This window comes from Bacteroides sp. HPS0048 (assembly GCF_964240755.1).
Taxonomy (GTDB): Bacteria; Bacteroidota; Bacteroidia; order Bacteroidales; family Bacteroidaceae; genus Bacteroides; species Bacteroides nordii.
Window position 1 is genome coordinate 1 of record NZ_CAXSVC010000027.1, and the last position, 19,683, is coordinate 19,683.

Below are 19,683 nucleotides of genomic sequence, written 5' to 3' on the forward strand. Positions count from 1 at the left end.
ATTAATATTCAATTAAATAACAATAAGAAAAGTACATATGCAATAGTAATTTATTTAATGCGTCGGCCCTGTACCGGGAAAAGGAACGTTCCTTTCTGAGAAAGCCAAAGTACAACACCGGACAAGGGGATCGATGCCGTTCAGGGGCACTTCCGCCACCGAAAAGACAGGGCCATCATCTTCGTTACTGTGCGGTTTTGAATGTATTTCACCACAGAGTAATACGGAGTTCCACAGAGTTTGAATCTTTATTGAAACGCAGATGATCGCAGATTTTCGCAAAGGGAAACAAATGTATGATAAAGAACCACAGTCTTTTAATCTGTGTCTATCTGTGTTAATCCGCGTTTTATCAGATAAATAGTACTCTGTGGAACTCTGTGCGATTCTGTGGTGAGTTTCATTTCTGATCTATAATGAGTTAAATTCAACTACTGATTCGCATGGTTCATAAACTACTATTCCATCTGTTACCAACTATAATTCCGCTAACTTTTGTCCTCTCTTGTCATTTTGTCAGTCTTTGTCTGCCAAACCAACATCTTTCCAACATCTTTTCGCTTTGGCACAGTTTTCGCAATTTGTTTTTCGTCCTTCCAAAAGGATGATGAATAATATAATTATGTATAACATATAAAACAAAAAAGTAACTATGAACATTAAACCATTAGCAGACAGAGTGCTTATACTCCCTGCACCTGCAGAAGAAAAAACAATTGGCGGTATCATTATTCCTGATACAGCAAAAGAAAAACCTTTGAAAGGTGAAGTTGTGGCAGTAGGTCACGGTACAAAGGACGAAGAGATGGTATTAAAGGTAGGTGACACCGTTCTTTATGGTAAATATGCCGGAACAGAACTTGAAGTGGAAGGTGCAAAATACCTTATCATGCGTCAGAGTGATGTTCTCGCTGTTTTGGGATAATTCATAATTGAAAATTAATAATTTATAATTGATATAGACTTATGGCAAAAGAAATATTATTCAATATCGATGCCCGTGACCAATTGAAAAAAGGTGTCGATGCTTTGGCAAATGCAGTAAAAGTAACACTTGGCCCGAAAGGACGTAACGTAATTATTGAAAAGAAGTTTGGCGCTCCTCACATCACTAAAGATGGTGTAACAGTGGCTAAAGAAGTAGAACTGGCAGATGCATACCAGAATACGGGTGCACAGTTAGTAAAGGAAGTTGCTTCTAAAACAGGTGATGATGCCGGTGACGGTACAACAACTGCAACTGTTCTTGCTCAGGCTATCGTAGCCGAAGGCTTGAAGAATGTAACTGCCGGTGCAAGCCCGATGGATATCAAACGTGGTATGGATAAGGCTGTTGCCAAAGTGGTTGAGTCTATTAAGAACCAGGCTGAAAAAGTAGGTGACAACTATGACAAGATTGAACAGGTTGCTACTGTTTCTGCCAACAATGACCCGGTTATCGGTAAATTGATTGCTGACGCCATGCGTAAAGTTTCCAAAGATGGTGTGATCACTATCGAAGAGGCTAAGGGTACTGATACTACTATTGGTGTAGTAGAAGGTATGCAATTCGACCGTGGTTATCTGTCTGCTTACTTTGTGACTAACACAGAGAAAATGGAATGTGAGATGGAGAAACCTTACATCCTTATATATGACAAGAAGATCTCTAACCTGAAAGATTTCTTGCCTATCCTTGAACCGGCTGTACAGACAGGCCGTCCTTTGTTGGTGATTGCAGAAGATGTAGATAGCGAAGCACTGACTACTTTGGTTGTGAACCGTCTGCGTTCTCAGTTGAAGATTTGTGCTGTGAAAGCTCCGGGCTTCGGTGATCGTCGTAAAGAGATGTTGGAAGACATTGCTATCCTGACAGGTGGTGTGGTGATCAGCGAAGAAAAAGGGTTGAAACTGGAACAGGCTACTCTCGAAATGTTGGGTACTGCTGACAAAGTGACTGTTTCTAAAGATAATACAACCATCGTAAACGGTGCTGGTGTAAAAGAAAATATCAAAGAACGTTGCGATCAGATTAAAGCACAGATTGCTGCTACTAAATCAGATTACGATCGCGAGAAACTGCAGGAACGTCTGGCTAAATTGTCAGGTGGTGTAGCAGTTCTTTATGTTGGTGCTGCTTCTGAAGTAGAGATGAAAGAGAAGAAAGACCGTGTAGATGATGCACTTCGTGCAACTCGTGCTGCTATCGAAGAAGGTATCATCCCGGGTGGTGGTGTAGCTTACATCCGTGCTATTGATGTGCTGGAAGGTATGAAAGGTGACAATGCCGATGAAACAACCGGTGTTGAAATTATCAAGCGTGCTATTGAAGAACCGCTTCGTCAGATTGTAGCTAATGCTGGCAAAGAAGGAGCTGTAGTAGTTCAGAAAGTTCGTGAAGGAAAAGGTGACTTCGGTTACAATGCCCGTATGGATGTTTACGAGAACCTGCATGCTGCCGGTGTAGTAGATCCTGCTAAGGTAGCCCGTGTAGCTTTGGAAAACGCAGCTTCTATCGCTGGTATGTTCCTGACTACTGAATGTGTAATTGTAGAAAAGAAAGAAGATAAACCCGAAATGCCTATGGGCGCTCCCGGAATGGGAGGAATGGGTGGAATGATGTAATATCATCCCATGATTAAAAAGAGAAGCCGCTTCAGATAATCTGGAGCGGCTTTTTTGTTTTATCAAATAAGTTCTGTTTCTTCCGGAAAGTCATTACGGACTTCCGGAAGCAATCAGAATATAAATTTAAGGGATATTGGGATTGGCATTGGTTTCACTTTCCGGAATCGCATATAGATAGTATGAACTGTTCGGAGTAAATTCTGTTCCATTAGGGAATGCTACTTCGTAGTGTCCGATTGGCTCGTTCTCTTCATACGTGCCATCTTCCTGCCAGCAATCTATCAGGTATTTAGTATCTTCCGGCTTGTCACCAGGAATGATCTTGATACCTTCTATCTGAGCCATTTCTTCTTTAGTCAGCATTTCACGTTCCAGGGGTTTTTGAGTTCTTAAGATGTCAGTCATGCTGAATCCTTCTCCCCATAGTTCGCGACGGCGTTCTACTAAAATTTCCTCAACGAGGTCTTGCTTGTTTTTTCCTGTTACATCATAATCGGTCAGTCCTCTTGCGTTTCGCAATGTGTTGAGCGGAGCCACAGCATCTGTAATAGATGTTGTATTGTCTCTGGCCATAGCTTCGGCTTCAATCAGATACATTTCGGCAGAACGCATGACAACAATGTCACCAGTCTGGTCAGCGCGGATACGGAATTTACAATATCCCATATATCCTTCTCTCATCCATTTGAATAGTTCTCTACGGATATCATTCTTGGAGAACAGATTATAGAAATGAGGATCTGCCATAAAGCTATTATAGGAGTCGGGTTCCTCTGCATCTACATAGTAGAAGTTGTAGCTGGGATCGGACTGAGTCGTAGATTGAGGATGTCCCCATATCCATTCAGAATTACTTATATCATTGAAACCTTTATAGGTAGCAGCGTCTTTCATTAAAGGATATCCTTCCTGAGCCGCTTTTGCTGCTTTCGCCGCTTCTTCATATTGGCCTGTCAGTAAATAGGCACGTGCCAATAATCCGTTGACTACACTTACATTGGGTTTGTACTTTTCCTGTGCTGTGGATGGAGTAAAACCGTCCAAATCAGTTTTCGCCTGTTCGAGATCCTTAAAGATTTGTGTGTATATCTCTTCTACGGTAGCTCTGCCTTTAGGTTCTGTTTTTGATGTAGTAGGTTCTGTGTACAGCGGAACACAAGGCGCACTTTTATCTTTCAGGTACGTGAACTGATAATGCTGTACAAGATGCAGATAACAGAAAGCACGCAAAGCAAGTGCTTGTCCTTGTGCATACCGGAAGTCTTCATCTTCTGTATCTCCTTTGATGGAGATTACAGAATTGCAGTTGTCTATGGTCTTATAGAATGTAGTCCATGCAAAACTGGCTCTACCTGCAGTTGGAATAGAAACCTCATTTAATTTGTAAGTCGCACTAAATCCGTATGTGTTGGCAGTACGTAAAACAACATCACTACCCATCATGTCATCTGCTAAAGATAAGGCACGATAACCAATGTTTGCATAAGTTGTTCCGTATTCCATTAAGTTATACCATGCACCGATGAATATACGTTCGGCATTTTCGGGAGTAGGAGCCAGCCCCGAATCAACGGAATCTGTTGGAGTATGATCAAGGAAATCACCGCTACATCCGGTTACCATCAGTAAACCTGTAGCAAGTATAGCTGTATTCTTTATTAATTTTTTCATATTAAATTGTTGAATGCTGATTAGAATGAAACATTAATACCACCTGTTATCGATCTCATAGCAGGATATCTGTAATAAGTAACTCCTGTTATACCTTGTTCCGGGTCTAATCCCTGATGTCCGCTTAGGGTTAATAAATTATCTCCCTGAACAAAGATCTGAAGATTGCTCAAACTTATTCTTCTTATTAATGACTGAGGAAGAGAATAAGATAACATCACATTCTTTAGACGTAAATATGAGTTATTGTACAGGAATCGCGTAGATGTACTGGTCCACTGGTTGCTTGTTGTACTAAGGGCGGGAACATCAGTATATCTGTTTTCAGGAGTCCAGCGATCTAACATTTCTGTTGACCAGGAGCGTCCGGCGGCAGAACCTGAGTGAAGAATCATTATTTTATCACGGTCATAAACATATCCGCCAATGCTATAAGAGAACATAGCCGATAACTCAATACCTTTATATGAGAATGAAGTATTGAAACCACCATATACTTTAGGTAAAGACGATTTGTTGACAAAGTAATAATTAGCTTTGCTATAATCATTGGTAGTAACTTTGATTGTATGGCCGTTTTCGTCTTTCTGATTCATATACCACAATGGTTCTCCATTGTCGGGATTGACTCCGGCCCATTCTTTGAGATAGAAATCATAGACAGAACGACCTTCCTGCAGTTTTGTGAAACTACCCTGAGGCATATCTTTCAAAGGCAATTCCGTTACTTTATTCTTGTAGTGGGTTAAGTTTAATCCCATATTCCATTTAAAGTCTTTCACGTCGATGATTGTACCTTTCAGTTCAATCTCGAAACCCGTATTTTTCAATGCTCCCACATTTTCATCAACGGAGGTGTATCCGAGTGAAGAAGCCAAAGGACGTGAATATAACAAATCTTTGGATTTACGTTGGAAGAAGTCGAAAGAACCCGATAGACGGTTGTTCCACAAAGAGAAGTCGATACCGACATTGAAATTTAAGTTGGTTTCCCATTTCAGATTAGGAGTAGCCAGACGGTCGGTTACCAATCCGCTTTCGTTGTTGTTCGAAATGATGGTATATAGACCGCTACTTGCATAATACGAGCCTAAATTGTCGTTTCCTTGTGCACCATAGCTTGCTTTCAACGTCAGTGCAGACAACCAGTTTTCGGTACCTTGCATAAAGGCTTCACGGTTTATTCTCCAGGAACCACCTACCGACCAGAAGTTACCCCAACGTGTCTCCGGAGCAAAACGTGAAGAACCATCGCGACGGTAAGAGCCACTCAGATAATACCTGTCTTTATAATCATACTGAGCATTCATCAGATATCCTACTAAAGAATAGTCAATGCGGTATCCTGAACCTCCTGTCACCTGTGAGCCTACAACCAACTCCGGATAATCAGGAATAGCCATTTTAGAACGTGAGGCTGTTAATTCGTCATAACGATAGGAGTATGCTTCTTGTCCTGCAAGGATGTTGAAGTGATGATCGCCTATTTTCTTGTCGTATGAGATAATATTATTCCAGGTCCATGAAAGTGTACGGTCATTTTCCCGGCTGGAGCCACCTCCTGTATTAACAGCAGGACCAATTTTAGGATTTGTGTAGTCCAATGAATTGAAATTGATCAGGTCAAAGTTGAAACTTGTCTTAAACTTTAGTCCTTCAATGAATGTCACTTCTAAGAATGTACGGGCTGATACTTCATCTCTCATACGTTCTGATTTGTCTAAAGGCAGTGTTGCCGGCAAGTTCCAGTTCGCATTGTTTGCACGGTATGAACCGAAGTCCGGAACCAGTTCGCCATCTTCTGTATCAAAAGAACCGTCTGCTTTCACTTTATAGATAGGGTAGAAGTTGGGCATTGTACGTCCTGCATTGATAACATTACTTGTTTTAGTATCAGATGATGTAGGGTAGTTTTGTTTAGAGTGGGCAAAACTGATGTTAGCACCTCCTTTTAACCATTTAGTCATCTCACTGGTGACATTGGTGCGGAGATTAAAACGTTCATAACCTGACTCTAAAGCAATACCCTTATCATTCAGGTAGCCTGCTGAAAAATAATACTGGTTTGTTTTGCTACCGCCGGAAGCATTTAGGCCAATTTCTGTACGCAGAGCCTGTTGTTCCATGGCATCCTGCCAGTCGAAATCCCATAACGGAGTTGCTCCTGCCAGCAATTTTCCATCTGTGCCTACCGGCTGAGGATAGTTGGTCCCGTAAGGGTTAGGGCCACTGTTCATCAGTCTTTTTACTAAGTTGGCAGAGGCTGCGGCAGCTGCTGCTTCAGGTGTTGGATAGTTCTTTTTGTCTTTGGCATATTGATTGCGCATTGCTTCCCAATATAGCTCAAAATAATCATTTGTACCTACCCTGTCATAGTCTCTGATAGCTCGGTTGGACCCTCCGAACGTAGCTTTAAGGTTTACGCTTGTTTTTGAATCAGTTTTACCTTGTTTGGTAGTAATGATGATGACACCATTGGCACCACGCGAACCATACAGAGCAGCAGATGCAGCATCTTTCAATACGGTCATAGATGCAATGTCTTCAGGATTAATAGCATTAATACTACCGTCGTAAGGAACTCCGTCTACTACATATAACGGAGAACTTGATGCATTGATAGAACCAATACCACGGATACGGATATCGGCATCAGTACCGGGCTGTCCACTGGTTGCACTGGCCTGTAATCCGGCTACTGTACCCTCTAATGCCTTTGATATACTGGATGTTTGCAGTTTAGCGATGTCTTCTCCTTTTACAGTGGCTGCAGCACCTGTGAAACTGTATTTTTTGGCAGTTGCATAGGCTACAACCATTACCTCATCCAGTTCTTTACTATCGCTTTCTAACGCCACATTGATTACTTGTTTGTTGTTGACTGCTATTTCAACTGTTTTCATTCCTACAAAACTAAAAACCAATGTTCCGTTAGAAGGAACCTGAATAGAGTACTTACCGTCAATATCGGTAATAGTTCCGGTGGTGGTACCTTTCAATAAGACAGAAACTCCTGGCATGGGTTCTCCATCTGCTGTTGCAATACCTGTTACGTGTAAATCTCTCAGTGTTTCAGCATGAAGTATTCCTACTGAACAAATGAGCAAGAACGCTGTCAGAAAGCGTAAATAGATTCTCATAATTAGTAATGTTGTTTTAGGATTAATAATAAAAAAGAAATATAAAGTTTAGTATCTGTTTGAAATTTATTTTATTGGCCACAGAGCTGCAGTGGTAGGGAGTATTTTTATTCTGTAGTGTTGCTGATTCTCCTGTTATGTTGTTTCTCTGTGTGCAAATCATTTATTTCTAAACAGATTATTAATATTAATTATAGTGAAAGCGGTGCAAAGATATAATATATATAATAATAATTAATAAAGTCTGAAGGTTTTTATTAGCAGGAAGTTATGAATATCTTCCGTTTTTGTATATTTATTGATGTTTTATTTATGTATTTCAGAGCATGAAGAAATGAAAAAGCTGTTTTTCTTTGATTTTATGTTAGTTCGTGATATTTAAGATAAAAGCAGGATTGTTGGAAGATGTTATTTGAGATTTATTGGATACAGAGTTAGAGCCTGTTTAAATTTTGCTCAGCATTAGCTTCGCTCAAAACATCTTCTATTATTAAATCTAATGTATAGTCTTTTGAGAGGAAAATTTAAACAGGCTCTTAGATTGTTCTATTTTATTGTAGCTATTAATGTTTTGTGTATAAGTAATTCATCCGTTTGTTATTCAGAACGTTTATAAAGTAAACGGGGAGGGTAGACTGCCATTATTTTCAATGCAGCTAAAGATAATAAATGTGATAATCTGATTTTATATTCATTCAACAAAATCAGGTTACGACCATTGCTTAGTATGTTAAGGAAGAGTTTTGAGACGATTCTTATTCTAATTTTGATGAAATGACAGATATTTGTGGGGGGAGAGTGGATCAGTAGTTATTTTACTTTTATATGATCGAATCCTTCTCCATAGACTCCGATAACGGCACTTTGTGAGACAAAAGCGTTTGGATCAATGTCCTTGATAATTCGGAATATGATGGTTGATTCTCTCTTTTTGGCCAGAATAAACATCATCTTTTGTTCTTTTCCTGTATAAAAGCCGGTAGCATTAATTATAGTTACCCCACGATGTGGATATTCGTTGATTTGTCTTCCTATCTCTTCGTATTTGGTGGAGATAATAAAGAATTGAACAGATTGTCGTGCACTGTTTACCACCTGATCCAGCACAAAACTGCAAACATAGAGGGTTACATATCCGTAAACGACTTTTTCCCAGTCCTTCAGGATAAAGTAGCTGGATGAGATAATGATGAGGTCACAAATGAGCATAACTCTTCCCAATGTGATGTCCCGGTATTTATTGATAACGGCAGCGATAATATCGGTTCCTCCGGTACTTCCGTTAGCAGAAAAGGCAATACCAATGCCACTGCCACAGAAGGAAGCTCCCAGCACGCAAGCCATGAAGGGTTGATCGTGTAATAGAGTTACTCCTGCTGTCACTTTTTGAATGAGCGAAAGGAAAAAGGTGAGTGTTAGTACGCCAAATATCGTTTTCAGGCTAAATTTGAATCCTAATACTTTGAGAGACACCACTAATAAAATAGCATTGATGGCAAAGTATGTATATTGTACCGGAAAACCGGTAGCAAAATAGACAATGGAGGCGATACCGGGTACTCCTCCGGTAGTGATGTCATTGGGAAGTAAAAAAAGGGTCCAGCCAATTCCGTAGAGAATCATTCCTAAAGCTATCATAAGGTAGTCTCTTGCTTCTCTGGTTATAGTCTGTCCTGAGGGTTTTGATAGGATTGTTTTCATTGATATAGCCTTTGTATCTGTCCGTAATTTATTTTTTTATCCGTTTCTTTTTGTATGTGCTATAAGGACACACTGTTATGTGATAACCCTTTATATGAATAATTGACTTTATTATATTTTAACAATATAAATTCTGCTGTATGGAGTGTCTGTACATCCCTACACAATAAGAGTGTACGCCTTTGTAATGTAAAGGTGCACACTCTTCCAATTATAACTGAAGGTTTGCTTTTTTATTGCAAATCTACATATTATTACTGATCTTATTTCAGAAAGAAGATTTTCTAAAATACTTCTCTTATGTGTTTGTAATTTGAATTGATTGTATCAATTACCTCTTGTGAGCGTCCGTTAATCAATAGTTTGTACATGGATTGTGCAAAACCGACCATTTGTCCTATTTCAATTTTAGGAGGCATGGCTAACGCATTCGGATCAGTCATGATATTAACCAGAACAGGACCGTCTATCTCGAAGGCATTGTATAGGGTAGTGAGCACTTTGTCGGGATCTGATACATTAAATCCGGTCATTCCCATTGCTTCTGCTACTTGTGCAAAATCCGGATTGAGCATGTTGGTTTGCCAGTCCGGCAATCCGTCTACTTCCATTTCGAGCTTCACCATGCCTAAGGAACGATTATTGAATACGATGATTTTTATCGGAAGCTTATATTGTACAACGGTTTCCAGGTCGCCGAGTGTCATGGACAATCCTCCGTCACCACAGAGTGCAATAACTTGCTGGTCGGGGCGAGCCAGTACTGCACCGATGGCTTGTGGCAATGCGTTTGCCATTGAGCCGTGATTGAAAGAACCGAGCATATGGCGTCTCTCTGTTGCTTGTAAATAGCGGGCGCCCCATACACAGGTCATTCCCGTATCAACGGTGAAGATAGCATCATCAGAAGCTAACTTGTCTATTTCGGACATGACGTACTCCGGGTGAATCAGATTTTCTTTTCCTCTGTCTTCGGTGTAAGCAATCAGATCTTTTTTCACACCTTCATACCGTTTCAGTTGCTTTAACAGGAATGAGTTGTCCTTTTTCTGTTGTAACATCGGCAGAAGTGCTTGTAGTGTTGATTTTACATCTCCACATAAGCCGATATCTACTTTGGTGCGGCGTCCCAGTCTTTCAGCTTTTATATCTATCTGAGCGATTTTTATGTCATCGGGCAAGAAAGCAGAATAGGGGAAATCTGTTCCTAACATAACCAGTACTTCTGCTTCATGCATGCTGTAGTAGCCCGAAGGCATTCCCAGAAGTCCGGTCATACCCACTTCATAAGGATTATCATATTGTACTTCCATTTTTCCTTTAAAAGTATAGGCAACCGGGGCATTGAGCCTTTCGGATAGTTGAATAACTTCGTCGTGAGCCCCTCTGCAACCAATACCGCAAAATAGTGTGATACGTTTGTAGTGATTCAGCATTGCTGCCAGTTGTATTAAGTCTTCTTCTGCAGGACAGACCGAAGAATCTTTTGGATAAATATGAACGGAAGAATCTATATTAACTGCCGATTTTTTTGCCAGGTCACCTGGGAGTCCTATTACGGAAACTCCTTTGCGGGTGGTTGCGGTTTGTAGAGCGGATTGTAACATACGGGGAAATTGTTGAGGAGTTGTTGCCACTTCGTTGTAATAACTGCAATCGCTGAACAATTTGATTGTATTTGTTTCCTGAAAATATTCTGTTCCGAATTCTCCGGTAGGAATAGTGGAGGCAATAGCCAGAACCGGTGCACCTGAGCGTTGAGCGTCATAAAGCCCGTTTATCAGATGAACATGTCCGGGACCACTGCTTCCTGCACAACATCCTGGTAATCCGGTTAGTTGTGCTTCTGCACCGGCTGCATAGGCACCTGTTTCTTCATGGCGGACATGTATCCATTTTATTTCTTCGTTTTGCCTTACGGCTTCATTCACTTCGTTTAAGCTATCGCCTGTGACTGCGTAAATGCGTTTTACACCTGCTTCAATCAATGTCTCTACAAGTTGATTTGCTACCTTCTTTGCCATATTTGTTATTCAGTTATAGGTTAATGTAATAATGAAATAACATATTGTAATGGAAAAAGGTTGTACGTTTAACGTATGCTAAGAACAGTAATGTATTGGCCTATAAGATGATAATTGTGTTAAAAATGCCTTGTGTAATAGATTTTTAGTACTCTTGTAATAACTATATTTGTGCTGATTTGTTAACTTTAAAGCATAAATGGTAACCGATTGTATTTTAACCCCTAAATAACTGTATTAAATGGATAAAATGGAGATAGGCTTGAATGCCGGGAAAGTTTGGCAATTACTTTGCAACAATGAAAAGTGGAGCTACGGTAGCCTTAAAAGGAAATCCGGGCTGAAAGACAAAGAATTGGGAGCAGCTCTTGGCTGGTTGGCCAGAGAAGATAAAATTGAGTTTGAGCAGCAGGAAGAAGAACTATACATTTATCTTTGTGTGAATGTTTATATCGGATAGTTGAGCATAAGAGGGTATGTCAAAAGTTGTATTAGCTACCAATAGAACGCAGATTAACGCTAATTTGTGCAAAGATAAAATTGCATCTGCGCCAATTTGCGTTAATCTGCGTTTCTAAAGTCACATATTGATAGCTTTATCAGGCTTTTGACATAGCCTATGTCAGCTTGTTTATTGTTCCTTGTTTTTTTTACTGATTTTGTTTTCAATAAGGAAAGCAGTGATAAGTCCTGCCCCTCCGAATAGCAATACGCTGGCACCATAAATGATGCTGGTCATTTGGCGTACATTCCAACTGATATTTTCCATAAATACATAGCGGGGAATAGAGATTGCACAGATAATGAACCCTATTAACAGTCCTAATCCTATACCGAGCATCAGGCATCCTCCTTTTAGTGCACCAAAAGACCGGTTGTGACTGTAGTCTGGCAAAGAAAATTTTCCATTCAGGTCCGTGGTTGTAATTTTGTCACTTAGCTTTTCAATAATCGCCATTCGTTCGCGTCTGCAAACAAAGAGTTCAAACAATTTATAAATTCCCAGTGTGATAATTCCCATAATAAGCGGAACCATAATAAAATCCATCATAATTGTATGTTTTTAAATGAATAATTTCGTTCTTTGTACTGTTTGACGCAGAAGAAAGGAAAAGGTTACAATCAGTAGTAAGTAGATAGTAGTAAGTAGCCAGTAGTTGGTAATTAGAATCCTTTTGGAATGGCAACGCCAATATGCTGCATAGATTCTTACTACTTACTACTATCTACTTACTACTGATTGTAACCTTTTTCTTCTCCTTGCGTCTAATGGATATCATGGTACAGAACGAAGAAGCACAATACATCGCACGAATCCTGAATGGAGAAACAGAATGTTTTTCTGTCTTTCTCGATCGTTACGGTCGTCCTCTTTATTCATTGATTGTGCAGATTGTGGGTTGTCCCGAAGATGCTGAAGAACTGGTACAAGATGTGTTTTTGAAAGCTTTTAAGAATCTGAGTGGATATAAGGGAGATTGTATTTTCTCTACCTGGCTGTATCGGATAGCTTACAATACGGCTATATCGGCTACCCGTAAAAAGAAGCATGAATTTCTTTATATAGAGGAGAATGCCATTAATAATGTACCGGATGAAAAAGTGGCAACTTTGTTTGAACCAACGGATGATGAAGAGCGTATTTCCCGCTTGGCACATGCTGTTGATTTGTTGAGTGTAGAGGAAAAAGCGCTAATAACTCTTTTCTATTATGAAGAGAAATCGATAGAAGAGGTTGGAGGAATTTTAAAATTAACCGTTGCCAATGTTAAAGTGAGATTATACCGTGTTCGGAAGAAGTTATATTTACTAATGAATGAGGGTTGATTATGGATGTGAATGGAAATAATACTATTAAGAAAGCTTTGGAACGGAGGCAAACGACTGGACTTCCTTCCAATTTTTCCTTCCGTATGATGGAACAAGTACGGGCTGAGGCTCTGAAAATGGAAAGACGAAGAAAACGGATCACTGTTTTTTCTTTGAGTATTGCCGTTACTGTATTGATAGCATTGGTAGTGTATTGTTTGTTTTTCTATTTAGACTTTAGTGTGGTTGATTTTATACCTCGTTGGAAACCATCAGGAGCATCCTCCTCACTTTTAGGATTTTACAGCTACATCGCTCTACTATCTTTGGGACTGTTGGGAGCTGATTATTGGATTAGAAAAAAGAAAAAGTCAGCCTATAATAAATAAGTATAAGTAATACATCACAATTAAATGATTATTTAGCGGGTTATTATTGAAACGCAGATTAACGCGGATGAACGCAGATTTTCTGTAAGGGATATTATTTTCAAGCATAACGCAGCAACCTAATTTGCGAAAATCTGCGTTCATTTGCGTTTCAATAAATTCGTATTTATAGAGTATACTAATTTTGAATCAGTACTTATAAAAGAATTATGATTATGAATAAATTTTTTGCAAACTGGGATTTGGATCAACTTTTAGAGAATATTAAAGATATGGGTAAAAGTCTTGGCCGCACTTCAATGCGTCCGGTATTGTCTCTTTACTATGTGTTAAGGAGTCCGGAAACGCCACTGTCGGATAAACTTTTGATTGCTTCTGCTCTTTCTTATTTAGTTTTACCTATTGATTTGATATCTACAAGGCGGTGGCCGGTGATCGGATGGGTAGATGAAATGGCAGCCATAATGATAGCATATAAGAAAGTAAAAAGACACATTACTCCTGAAATAGAGTCCAAAGTGGATAATATATTGGAGAAATGGTTTCCGGCTTTAAAATATGAATTAATATCTTAATCTGCCTTGATTTAACATTATTAACGGATTTTGGAACTATTATTTTTTATCTGTATAAAAGTACGTATTTTTCATATCAGAAAGTACGTACTCTTTGTATATAAAAGTACGTATTTAATACATAGTTAAGTACGTATTTTGGCTTACCATATTATACAGGCTTGACAGGCTGAACTATTCCTTGTTAAGCCATCGTTTTTCTTTTATCACTCTCCTATGTTATTGTACGATTCTCCGGAATATTTTAATTGTTAAAAATCGATCTGTTTACTACCCTGTTTTCTTATATTCCTGTCTTATGATAAATACATTAAAACTTTGAATAAACTATAGTCAATTATGAAAAACCATCACGTGAGCAGGAAAGCAAAGGTGTTTTCTGCCTGTTTTTTCTTGGTAATAATAGGTTTGTGGAGCACTACTATAGAAGCACAGGAGCAATATGCCTATAAGTATAATGTTACTTCCAATGGAGAAGATACGCTTTATTACCGATGTTTACAACCGGATAATCTTTGCTCCGGAAAGAAATACCCTTTGGTTTTGTTTTTACATGGTGCGGGAGAACGTGGGAATGACAATGAAACTCAACTAAAACATGGCTCTGGATTATTTCTCAATCCGGTAAATAGAGAAAAGTTTCCGGCTTTTGTAATATTTCCGCAATGTCCTAAAAAAAACTTTGGTCCTTTTATTACTGAGCCTTCTAACTTTAATGGAAGTAGTTTCCCGGAAACATTCGAGATGAGCCCTTTTATTACTCAGGTGAAAAACTTATTGGATGATTATATGAGTAAGCCTGAGGTTGATAACGGCAGGATATACGTTATTGGTTTGTCGATGGGAGGAATGGGTGTCTACGATATGGTATGCCGGTTTCCGGATCTTTTTGCAGCGGCTGTTTCTATTTGCGGATCTGTGAATGTACAGCGGTTACCAAAAGCAAAGAAAGTATGTTTTCGGATATTTCACGGAGAAAAGGATATGGCTGTGCCTGTAGAGTGTTCCAGGCAAGCTTATGAAGTATTAAAAAGATGCGGTGCTAAAGTCGAATATATTGAATTCTATGGATGTGATCATCTTTCCTGGAATCCGGCTTTTAATTTTCCTGATTTTATGGATTGGCTATTTGAGCAGCAGAAGTAAATAATGAGTTTTTGTGAATAGTACAAATGTTTTTATTTATCTTTGAAGTACAACAATCAAATCTTTTACTTAATTTGGCTAAAATAATAAGCCGATCTGGGAATTAACTATGGCTATTACACTAAAAGATGCCGTTATTATCACTGATAATAATGTCATAGAGCATTTGAAAAAGGGAAATGAGTGTGCTTTCCGTTTTATTTTTGATAAATATTATGATTACCTGTGCTTGATTGCAGATAGTTATCTGAGGGATAATTTTATATCGGAAACGATAGTAGGAGAAATCATTTATAATTTGTGGGAAATAAAAGAGAGTGTGGATATTAAATATTCACTGCGGTCGTATCTGGTGCGAAGCGTGAAAAACCGATGTATCAACTATCTTCAGCAGGAATATGTGCAACGGGAGGTCAGTATTAATCAATATGAAGATAAAGCGGCTATCGAAGAGCTGTTTTTTATCGAAAGTAAACATCCGTTGGAGAGTTTGCTTGAACAGGAATTGGAAAATAAAATAAATGAGGTGATAAATAGCTTGTCGCCCGAGTGTCGGCAAGTATTCCGGATGAGTCGTTTTGATAATATGAAATATGAGGAGATAGCGAGTACGTTGAATATCTCTGTTAATACAGTAAAGTATCATATGAAAAATGCGTTGATGAAGTTAAGGGCAGAATTAAAGGATTATGTGATATCAATTCTTGTGTTATTAACGATCATTTAATAATTTTGAAACAAAATAGAAATATCAGACTACACAAAAACACGAGATACTTGTCTTAGTTATAGATTATGGAGAAAAATATAACAAATATAGATAGCTTAATACTCTCTTTTCTGGAGAGGAGCATTTCTTCCGAAGAATTACAGGCTTTGAGGAAATGGGTAAAGGAGTCTGCCGAAAATGAAACCTATTTCCGGCGGTTTGAAGAGTCATGGTTAGTTTCTGCCGGTTCCGCAGAGAAATCCCGTTTTCATAAAGAACAGGCTTACAAGAACTTCGTGGCCCGCATTAATAGTACTAATAAGAAAATAAAGAGCAGGACTTTTCCTCTTCGTAAGGTGTTTTACTATGCAGCCTGTGTACTTCTTATTTTCATGGCAGGAATTGGAACGCAATACTTATTTGAACGCTTTCAGGATAAAGAACTTCTGACTTATTCTTTGGAAGCTCCCCGAAAAGCAAAGGTGAAGATGAGTTTGCCGGACGGAAGTTTGATATGGTTGAATGCGGCATCTACTTTGTGTTATAACAACGAGTTTGGAGTAAGTAACCGTGATTTGACTTTGCAAGGTGAGGGATATTTTGAAATCAGTAAGAATCCTGAATTACCTTTGATTGTAACTTCGGGCAATGTAAAGGTGCGAGTACTGGGTACTAAATTTAATGTACAGAACTATCAGGATGATGATGAGATTCGAGTGGCACTTCTGGAGGGTTCTATTGATTTTTCCGATAGCAGATATGATAAGTCTATTGTAATGAAACCCAATCAGTTGATAACCTGCAATAAAAGAACCGGGGTCTTGACTTTGAAGGATATTAATGCTGAGTATTCTAATTCATGGATTCATGGTGATGTTTTCTTTAATGAAGAGAAGTTGGGCACTATTGCTAAAGTTTTAGAGAGGGCTTTTGACGTAGCTATTCATTTTGAAAATGATGATTTGAAGAACTTGATATTCTATGGAGACATCACGATAGAAGCTGATAATATAGTACAGATTATGGACATTATGGCAGCTACGAATAAGTTCAATTATCGTTATGATATGGATAAAAAGGAGATTCGTATTTATCATTAGTTTTTCTTTCTTCTTCTGACTCTGTCCACCACAGAGTCGCACAGAGTTACACAGAGTTTTAAATCTCTGATGAAACGCGGATGAACGCAGATTAAAAGACTGTAGTTCTTTATCATCTATTTGTTTTTCTTTGCGAAAATCTGCGTTCATCTGCGTTTCAATAAACCATCGCCTGTCGCACCTCCCCGTGCGGGAAGCACAAAATACAATTCACATGAAAGAGCAGCGCAAATGTTTCGTTTTTTACTGCATTGTTTTTGTATTCATAATTCAGCCTTTATCTCTTTATGCTAAAGATTATCTGACGCTGGGTAGTGAACAACAGGGATGGAGAGTACTCATTCATCCCGAAAGTGGAGTTATTCATCAATATCAGCAGCAAATAGGGAATGTATGGGAAATAATTCCTTTCAGAGAGGATACGTTGGCCGGTCCGGCCTGGAAAGGCATACGGCTGTCTCCATCCTCTGGTCAGACCGGCACTTTTGAAGCAGAAACAGGAGCTATCCATTATGCACTCCGTTATCGTCCTGCAGCAGATCATTTGATTGTAGAGTGTATACTCTCCAACCGGGGAAAAGAAATCTTTGAACCGGAGTATTCCCGTCTTTTTATTGGAATAGACTCAGAGATGAAAACATTTCCGGAGTGGGACACTAAGTTCTTTCCTACTTTACTACGGTGTGAGAAAGATTTTACCTGGGGATATTTCATGTCTCCGAGGCAGGTTATTATGGGAATTGGTATAGAAGAACCGGTTGCTTCCTATGCATTGAATTATGTATATGAAGGTTTGTTGGAGTGGAAATGGGGACATCAGATAAAAACTGCAAGTCTGGACTTGCTGCATTGTCTGCCTTTACCGGAACGACATCCGCAGAACAAAATCTTGCTGAAACCTGGCGAGACTAAAAAGTGGATACTCCATTTGGGAGGTATCGGTCAGTTGTCCGAAGTGAAAGAAACCTTGTCTCAATGGATACAAGCCCCGATGATTGAGTGTGACAAATACACGATCAGTGGAAAAGAGAAGAGTCGTCTGTATATTCACAGCCGGTATCCTTTGAAAAGTCTTATTGTAAAAGCTCCGGATGCTACATTAACCGAATTATCCGTTGATAAGGTTTCTGAATACTTATATACAGCCAGTTTCGTTCCTTCTGCTCAAAAAGGAGTTTATCAGATTAAGGCCACAACCACAAACCGGAAAACTGCAGAAGCAAGTATTTATGTACGCCATCCCTGGTCATGGTACATGAAAAATGCCCGCGACTTTGTTGCGCAGAATCCGCCTTTGTTCTCCAATGGTTGCGAAGCTTTCTATGGTTACTATACTGCTTTTCTTGCCGCCCGGCATTTTCCGGATACTTCTAAAGATAAGGGACTTGAAGAACGGTTCAACCGTACACTTCCGTTTTTTATAGATACTCTGACCTGGATTCCGAAGAAAGAAGCAGCACCGGACCGGGTGCAAAACTTCTCTTCGCTGATTGGTATGCTTGTTGATTTATGGGAGGCGACAGGAGAAATTAGTTATTTGGAGAAAGCGGCTCATATTGGTGATTATCTTTGTTCGGAGAAGGTTCAGTCCGCGGATGGTGCCTATCGTTCTAAAGGAACACATTATACAGCTGTAATTTATCCTGCAAAATCCATGCTTGAGCTGGTTGCAGCCGAAAAGAACTTTATGGGGCTTCCCCAATGGAAAGAACGCTACGAAAGGCATCAAAAGTCGGCCTACAAAGCAATCGACGATCTGTTGTTGCGTCTGGATGATATTCAGACAGAAGGAGACATGACTTTTGAAGATGGGATGATAACCTGTAGTGCTTTACAATTGGCTTTGCACGGTTTATCTGAAGAGGATTCTGTCAAACGTCAACAGTATACGTCGGCAGCAGTTTATTTGATGGACAAACACCAGTGTCTGGAACAGTTACTCATTCCCGATTGTCGTATGCGGGGCGGGACGCTTCGTTATTGGGAAGCGCTCGATGTCTATTTCGTTCCCAATCAGATAATGAATTCTCCTCACGGTTGGACGGCCTGGAAAATTTATGCTTCTTATTACCTTTATTTATTGACGGGGAAAGTACATTATCTTACTGATTTTATGGATACGTTAGGAGCATGTGCTCAGATTATGGACTTGAATGGGCATTTACGCTGGGGATTTGTTCCCGATCCTTATATAAAAGGGATGGTTTGTGTGGAACGGAGTGACAAACGGCATGACTGGCATCCGGTAGATTCTATTGTTGGAGAGCAATATCTGGATATGATCAGTCCCTGGTTACGCCCTGATGACGAGAACTCTGTTTGTGCTTTTGGCGAACGGGGTGGTTCGGGAGATAATACAGTACAGGAAATTTTTAAAGTAATGGAGGAGTGTACCCTGACTTCTGCCTATGTAGTGATAGATGAAACGGGCAGGATACAAAGTTGGAATTGTTCGGCGGGGTATGAAAACGGAGTTCTTCGTATTGTCCCCGATGAAGATTTGATTAACGCTATTCATCTTAATTCATTCCGTAAGATAGAGGTGGAAACCAGTCTGGCAGGAAAACGCATCCGTAAAAGTTGTTTGCCCGGCATGAGATGGGTAAGAGATGAGCTTTAATTCAATATTTGTTCTCTTAGAGATACTTTTCTTTTATTCCTGAACCTCCTTTTTCTTATCGGCGAGGAACGATGTACGAGATGTACATATAAAGCAGTACGAGATGCACATGTCGTACTGTATGACATGTACATCTCGTACATCGTTCCTCACCGGCTTTCGATCGGTTTCGTTAGAACTTCCGGTGGGTTT

General features: G+C 39.5%; 15 protein-coding genes. 10 read left to right on the forward strand and 5 right to left on the reverse strand.

The window, feature by feature from the left end; all coding sequences use genetic code 11:
* Positions 1-652 precede the first annotated feature (652 nt).
* A complete protein-coding gene (locus tag ACESQI_RS17970) occupies positions 653-925 on the forward strand; it encodes a co-chaperone GroES (RefSeq protein WP_002560908.1) in 273 nt (90 codons plus the stop codon).
* Positions 926-966: 41 nt separating this feature from the next.
* Positions 967-2,604: a chaperonin GroEL gene (gene groL, locus ACESQI_RS17975; RefSeq protein ID WP_002560909.1), complete on the forward strand. Its 1,638-nt coding sequence runs from the start codon at positions 967-969 to the stop codon at positions 2,602-2,604.
* A gap of 126 nt (positions 2,605-2,730) precedes the next feature.
* Here groL and ACESQI_RS17980 read toward each other — a convergent pair whose 3' ends face one another.
* The 4 genes from ACESQI_RS17980 to ACESQI_RS17995 all read right to left on the reverse strand — a co-directional run bounded on the left by ACESQI_RS17980 (position 2,731) and on the right by ACESQI_RS17995 (position 11,143).
* A complete protein-coding gene (locus ACESQI_RS17980) occupies positions 2,731-4,278 on the reverse strand; it encodes a RagB/SusD family nutrient uptake outer membrane protein (RefSeq protein ID WP_195661303.1) in 1,548 nt (515 codons plus the stop codon).
* Between the two features lie 20 nt (positions 4,279-4,298).
* On the reverse strand, positions 4,299-7,418 hold the full coding sequence (locus ACESQI_RS17985) for a TonB-dependent receptor (protein ID WP_002560911.1): 3,120 nt from the start codon (positions 7,416-7,418) through the stop codon (positions 4,299-4,301).
* Between the two features lie 810 nt (positions 7,419-8,228).
* The gene (locus ACESQI_RS17990) at positions 8,229-9,119 is read right to left on the reverse strand and encodes a YitT family protein (RefSeq protein WP_002560912.1); all 891 of its coding nucleotides are present in this window, start codon (positions 9,117-9,119) and stop codon (positions 8,229-8,231) included.
* Between the two features lie 284 nt (positions 9,120-9,403).
* Entirely contained in the window at positions 9,404-11,143 is a 1,740-nt protein-coding gene (locus tag ACESQI_RS17995) for a thiamine pyrophosphate-dependent enzyme (RefSeq protein ID WP_234130151.1), read from the reverse strand.
* A gap of 241 nt (positions 11,144-11,384) precedes the next feature.
* Between ACESQI_RS17995 and ACESQI_RS18000 the strand changes: the two genes are divergently transcribed.
* On the forward strand, positions 11,385-11,603 hold the full coding sequence (locus ACESQI_RS18000) for a winged helix-turn-helix domain-containing protein (RefSeq protein ID WP_002560914.1): 219 nt from the start codon (positions 11,385-11,387) through the stop codon (positions 11,601-11,603).
* Positions 11,604-11,774: 171 nt separating this feature from the next.
* Here the strand turns inward: ACESQI_RS18000 and ACESQI_RS18005 are convergent, their stop codons facing one another.
* Entirely contained in the window at positions 11,775-12,194 is a 420-nt protein-coding gene (locus ACESQI_RS18005; protein ID WP_198286378.1) for a DUF6249 domain-containing protein, read from the reverse strand.
* A 227-nt stretch (positions 12,195-12,421) separates the two neighbouring features.
* On the opposite strand from ACESQI_RS18005, the gene ACESQI_RS18010 reads away from it, so the two are divergent.
* The 7 genes from ACESQI_RS18010 to ACESQI_RS18040 all read left to right on the forward strand — a co-directional run bounded on the left by ACESQI_RS18010 (position 12,422) and on the right by ACESQI_RS18040 (position 19,491).
* A complete protein-coding gene (locus ACESQI_RS18010; RefSeq protein ID WP_007486096.1) occupies positions 12,422-12,970 on the forward strand; it encodes an RNA polymerase sigma factor in 549 nt (182 codons plus the stop codon).
* A gap of 2 nt (positions 12,971-12,972) precedes the next feature.
* Positions 12,973-13,341 (forward strand): hypothetical protein, encoded by a 369-nt coding sequence (locus tag ACESQI_RS18015; RefSeq protein ID WP_007486098.1) that lies wholly within the window; start codon positions 12,973-12,975, stop codon positions 13,339-13,341.
* Positions 13,342-13,556: 215 nt separating this feature from the next.
* Positions 13,557-13,916 (forward strand): YkvA family protein, encoded by a 360-nt coding sequence (locus ACESQI_RS18020; protein ID WP_002560918.1) that lies wholly within the window; start codon positions 13,557-13,559, stop codon positions 13,914-13,916.
* Between the two features lie 339 nt (positions 13,917-14,255).
* Positions 14,256-15,062 (forward strand): alpha/beta fold hydrolase, encoded by an 807-nt coding sequence (locus tag ACESQI_RS18025; protein ID WP_007486101.1) that lies wholly within the window; start codon positions 14,256-14,258, stop codon positions 15,060-15,062.
* A gap of 109 nt (positions 15,063-15,171) precedes the next feature.
* Positions 15,172-15,789: an RNA polymerase sigma-70 factor gene (locus ACESQI_RS18030; RefSeq protein WP_007486103.1), complete on the forward strand. Its 618-nt coding sequence runs from the start codon at positions 15,172-15,174 to the stop codon at positions 15,787-15,789.
* Between the two features lie 68 nt (positions 15,790-15,857).
* Positions 15,858-16,871, forward strand: a complete 1,014-nt coding sequence (locus ACESQI_RS18035) for a FecR family protein (protein WP_373126642.1) — start codon at positions 15,858-15,860, stop codon at positions 16,869-16,871.
* A 214-nt stretch (positions 16,872-17,085) separates the two neighbouring features.
* Complete coding sequence (locus ACESQI_RS18040) at positions 17,086-19,491, forward strand: hypothetical protein (protein WP_373126644.1); 2,406 nt, start codon at positions 17,086-17,088, stop codon at positions 19,489-19,491.
* Positions 19,492-19,683 lie beyond the last annotated feature (192 nt).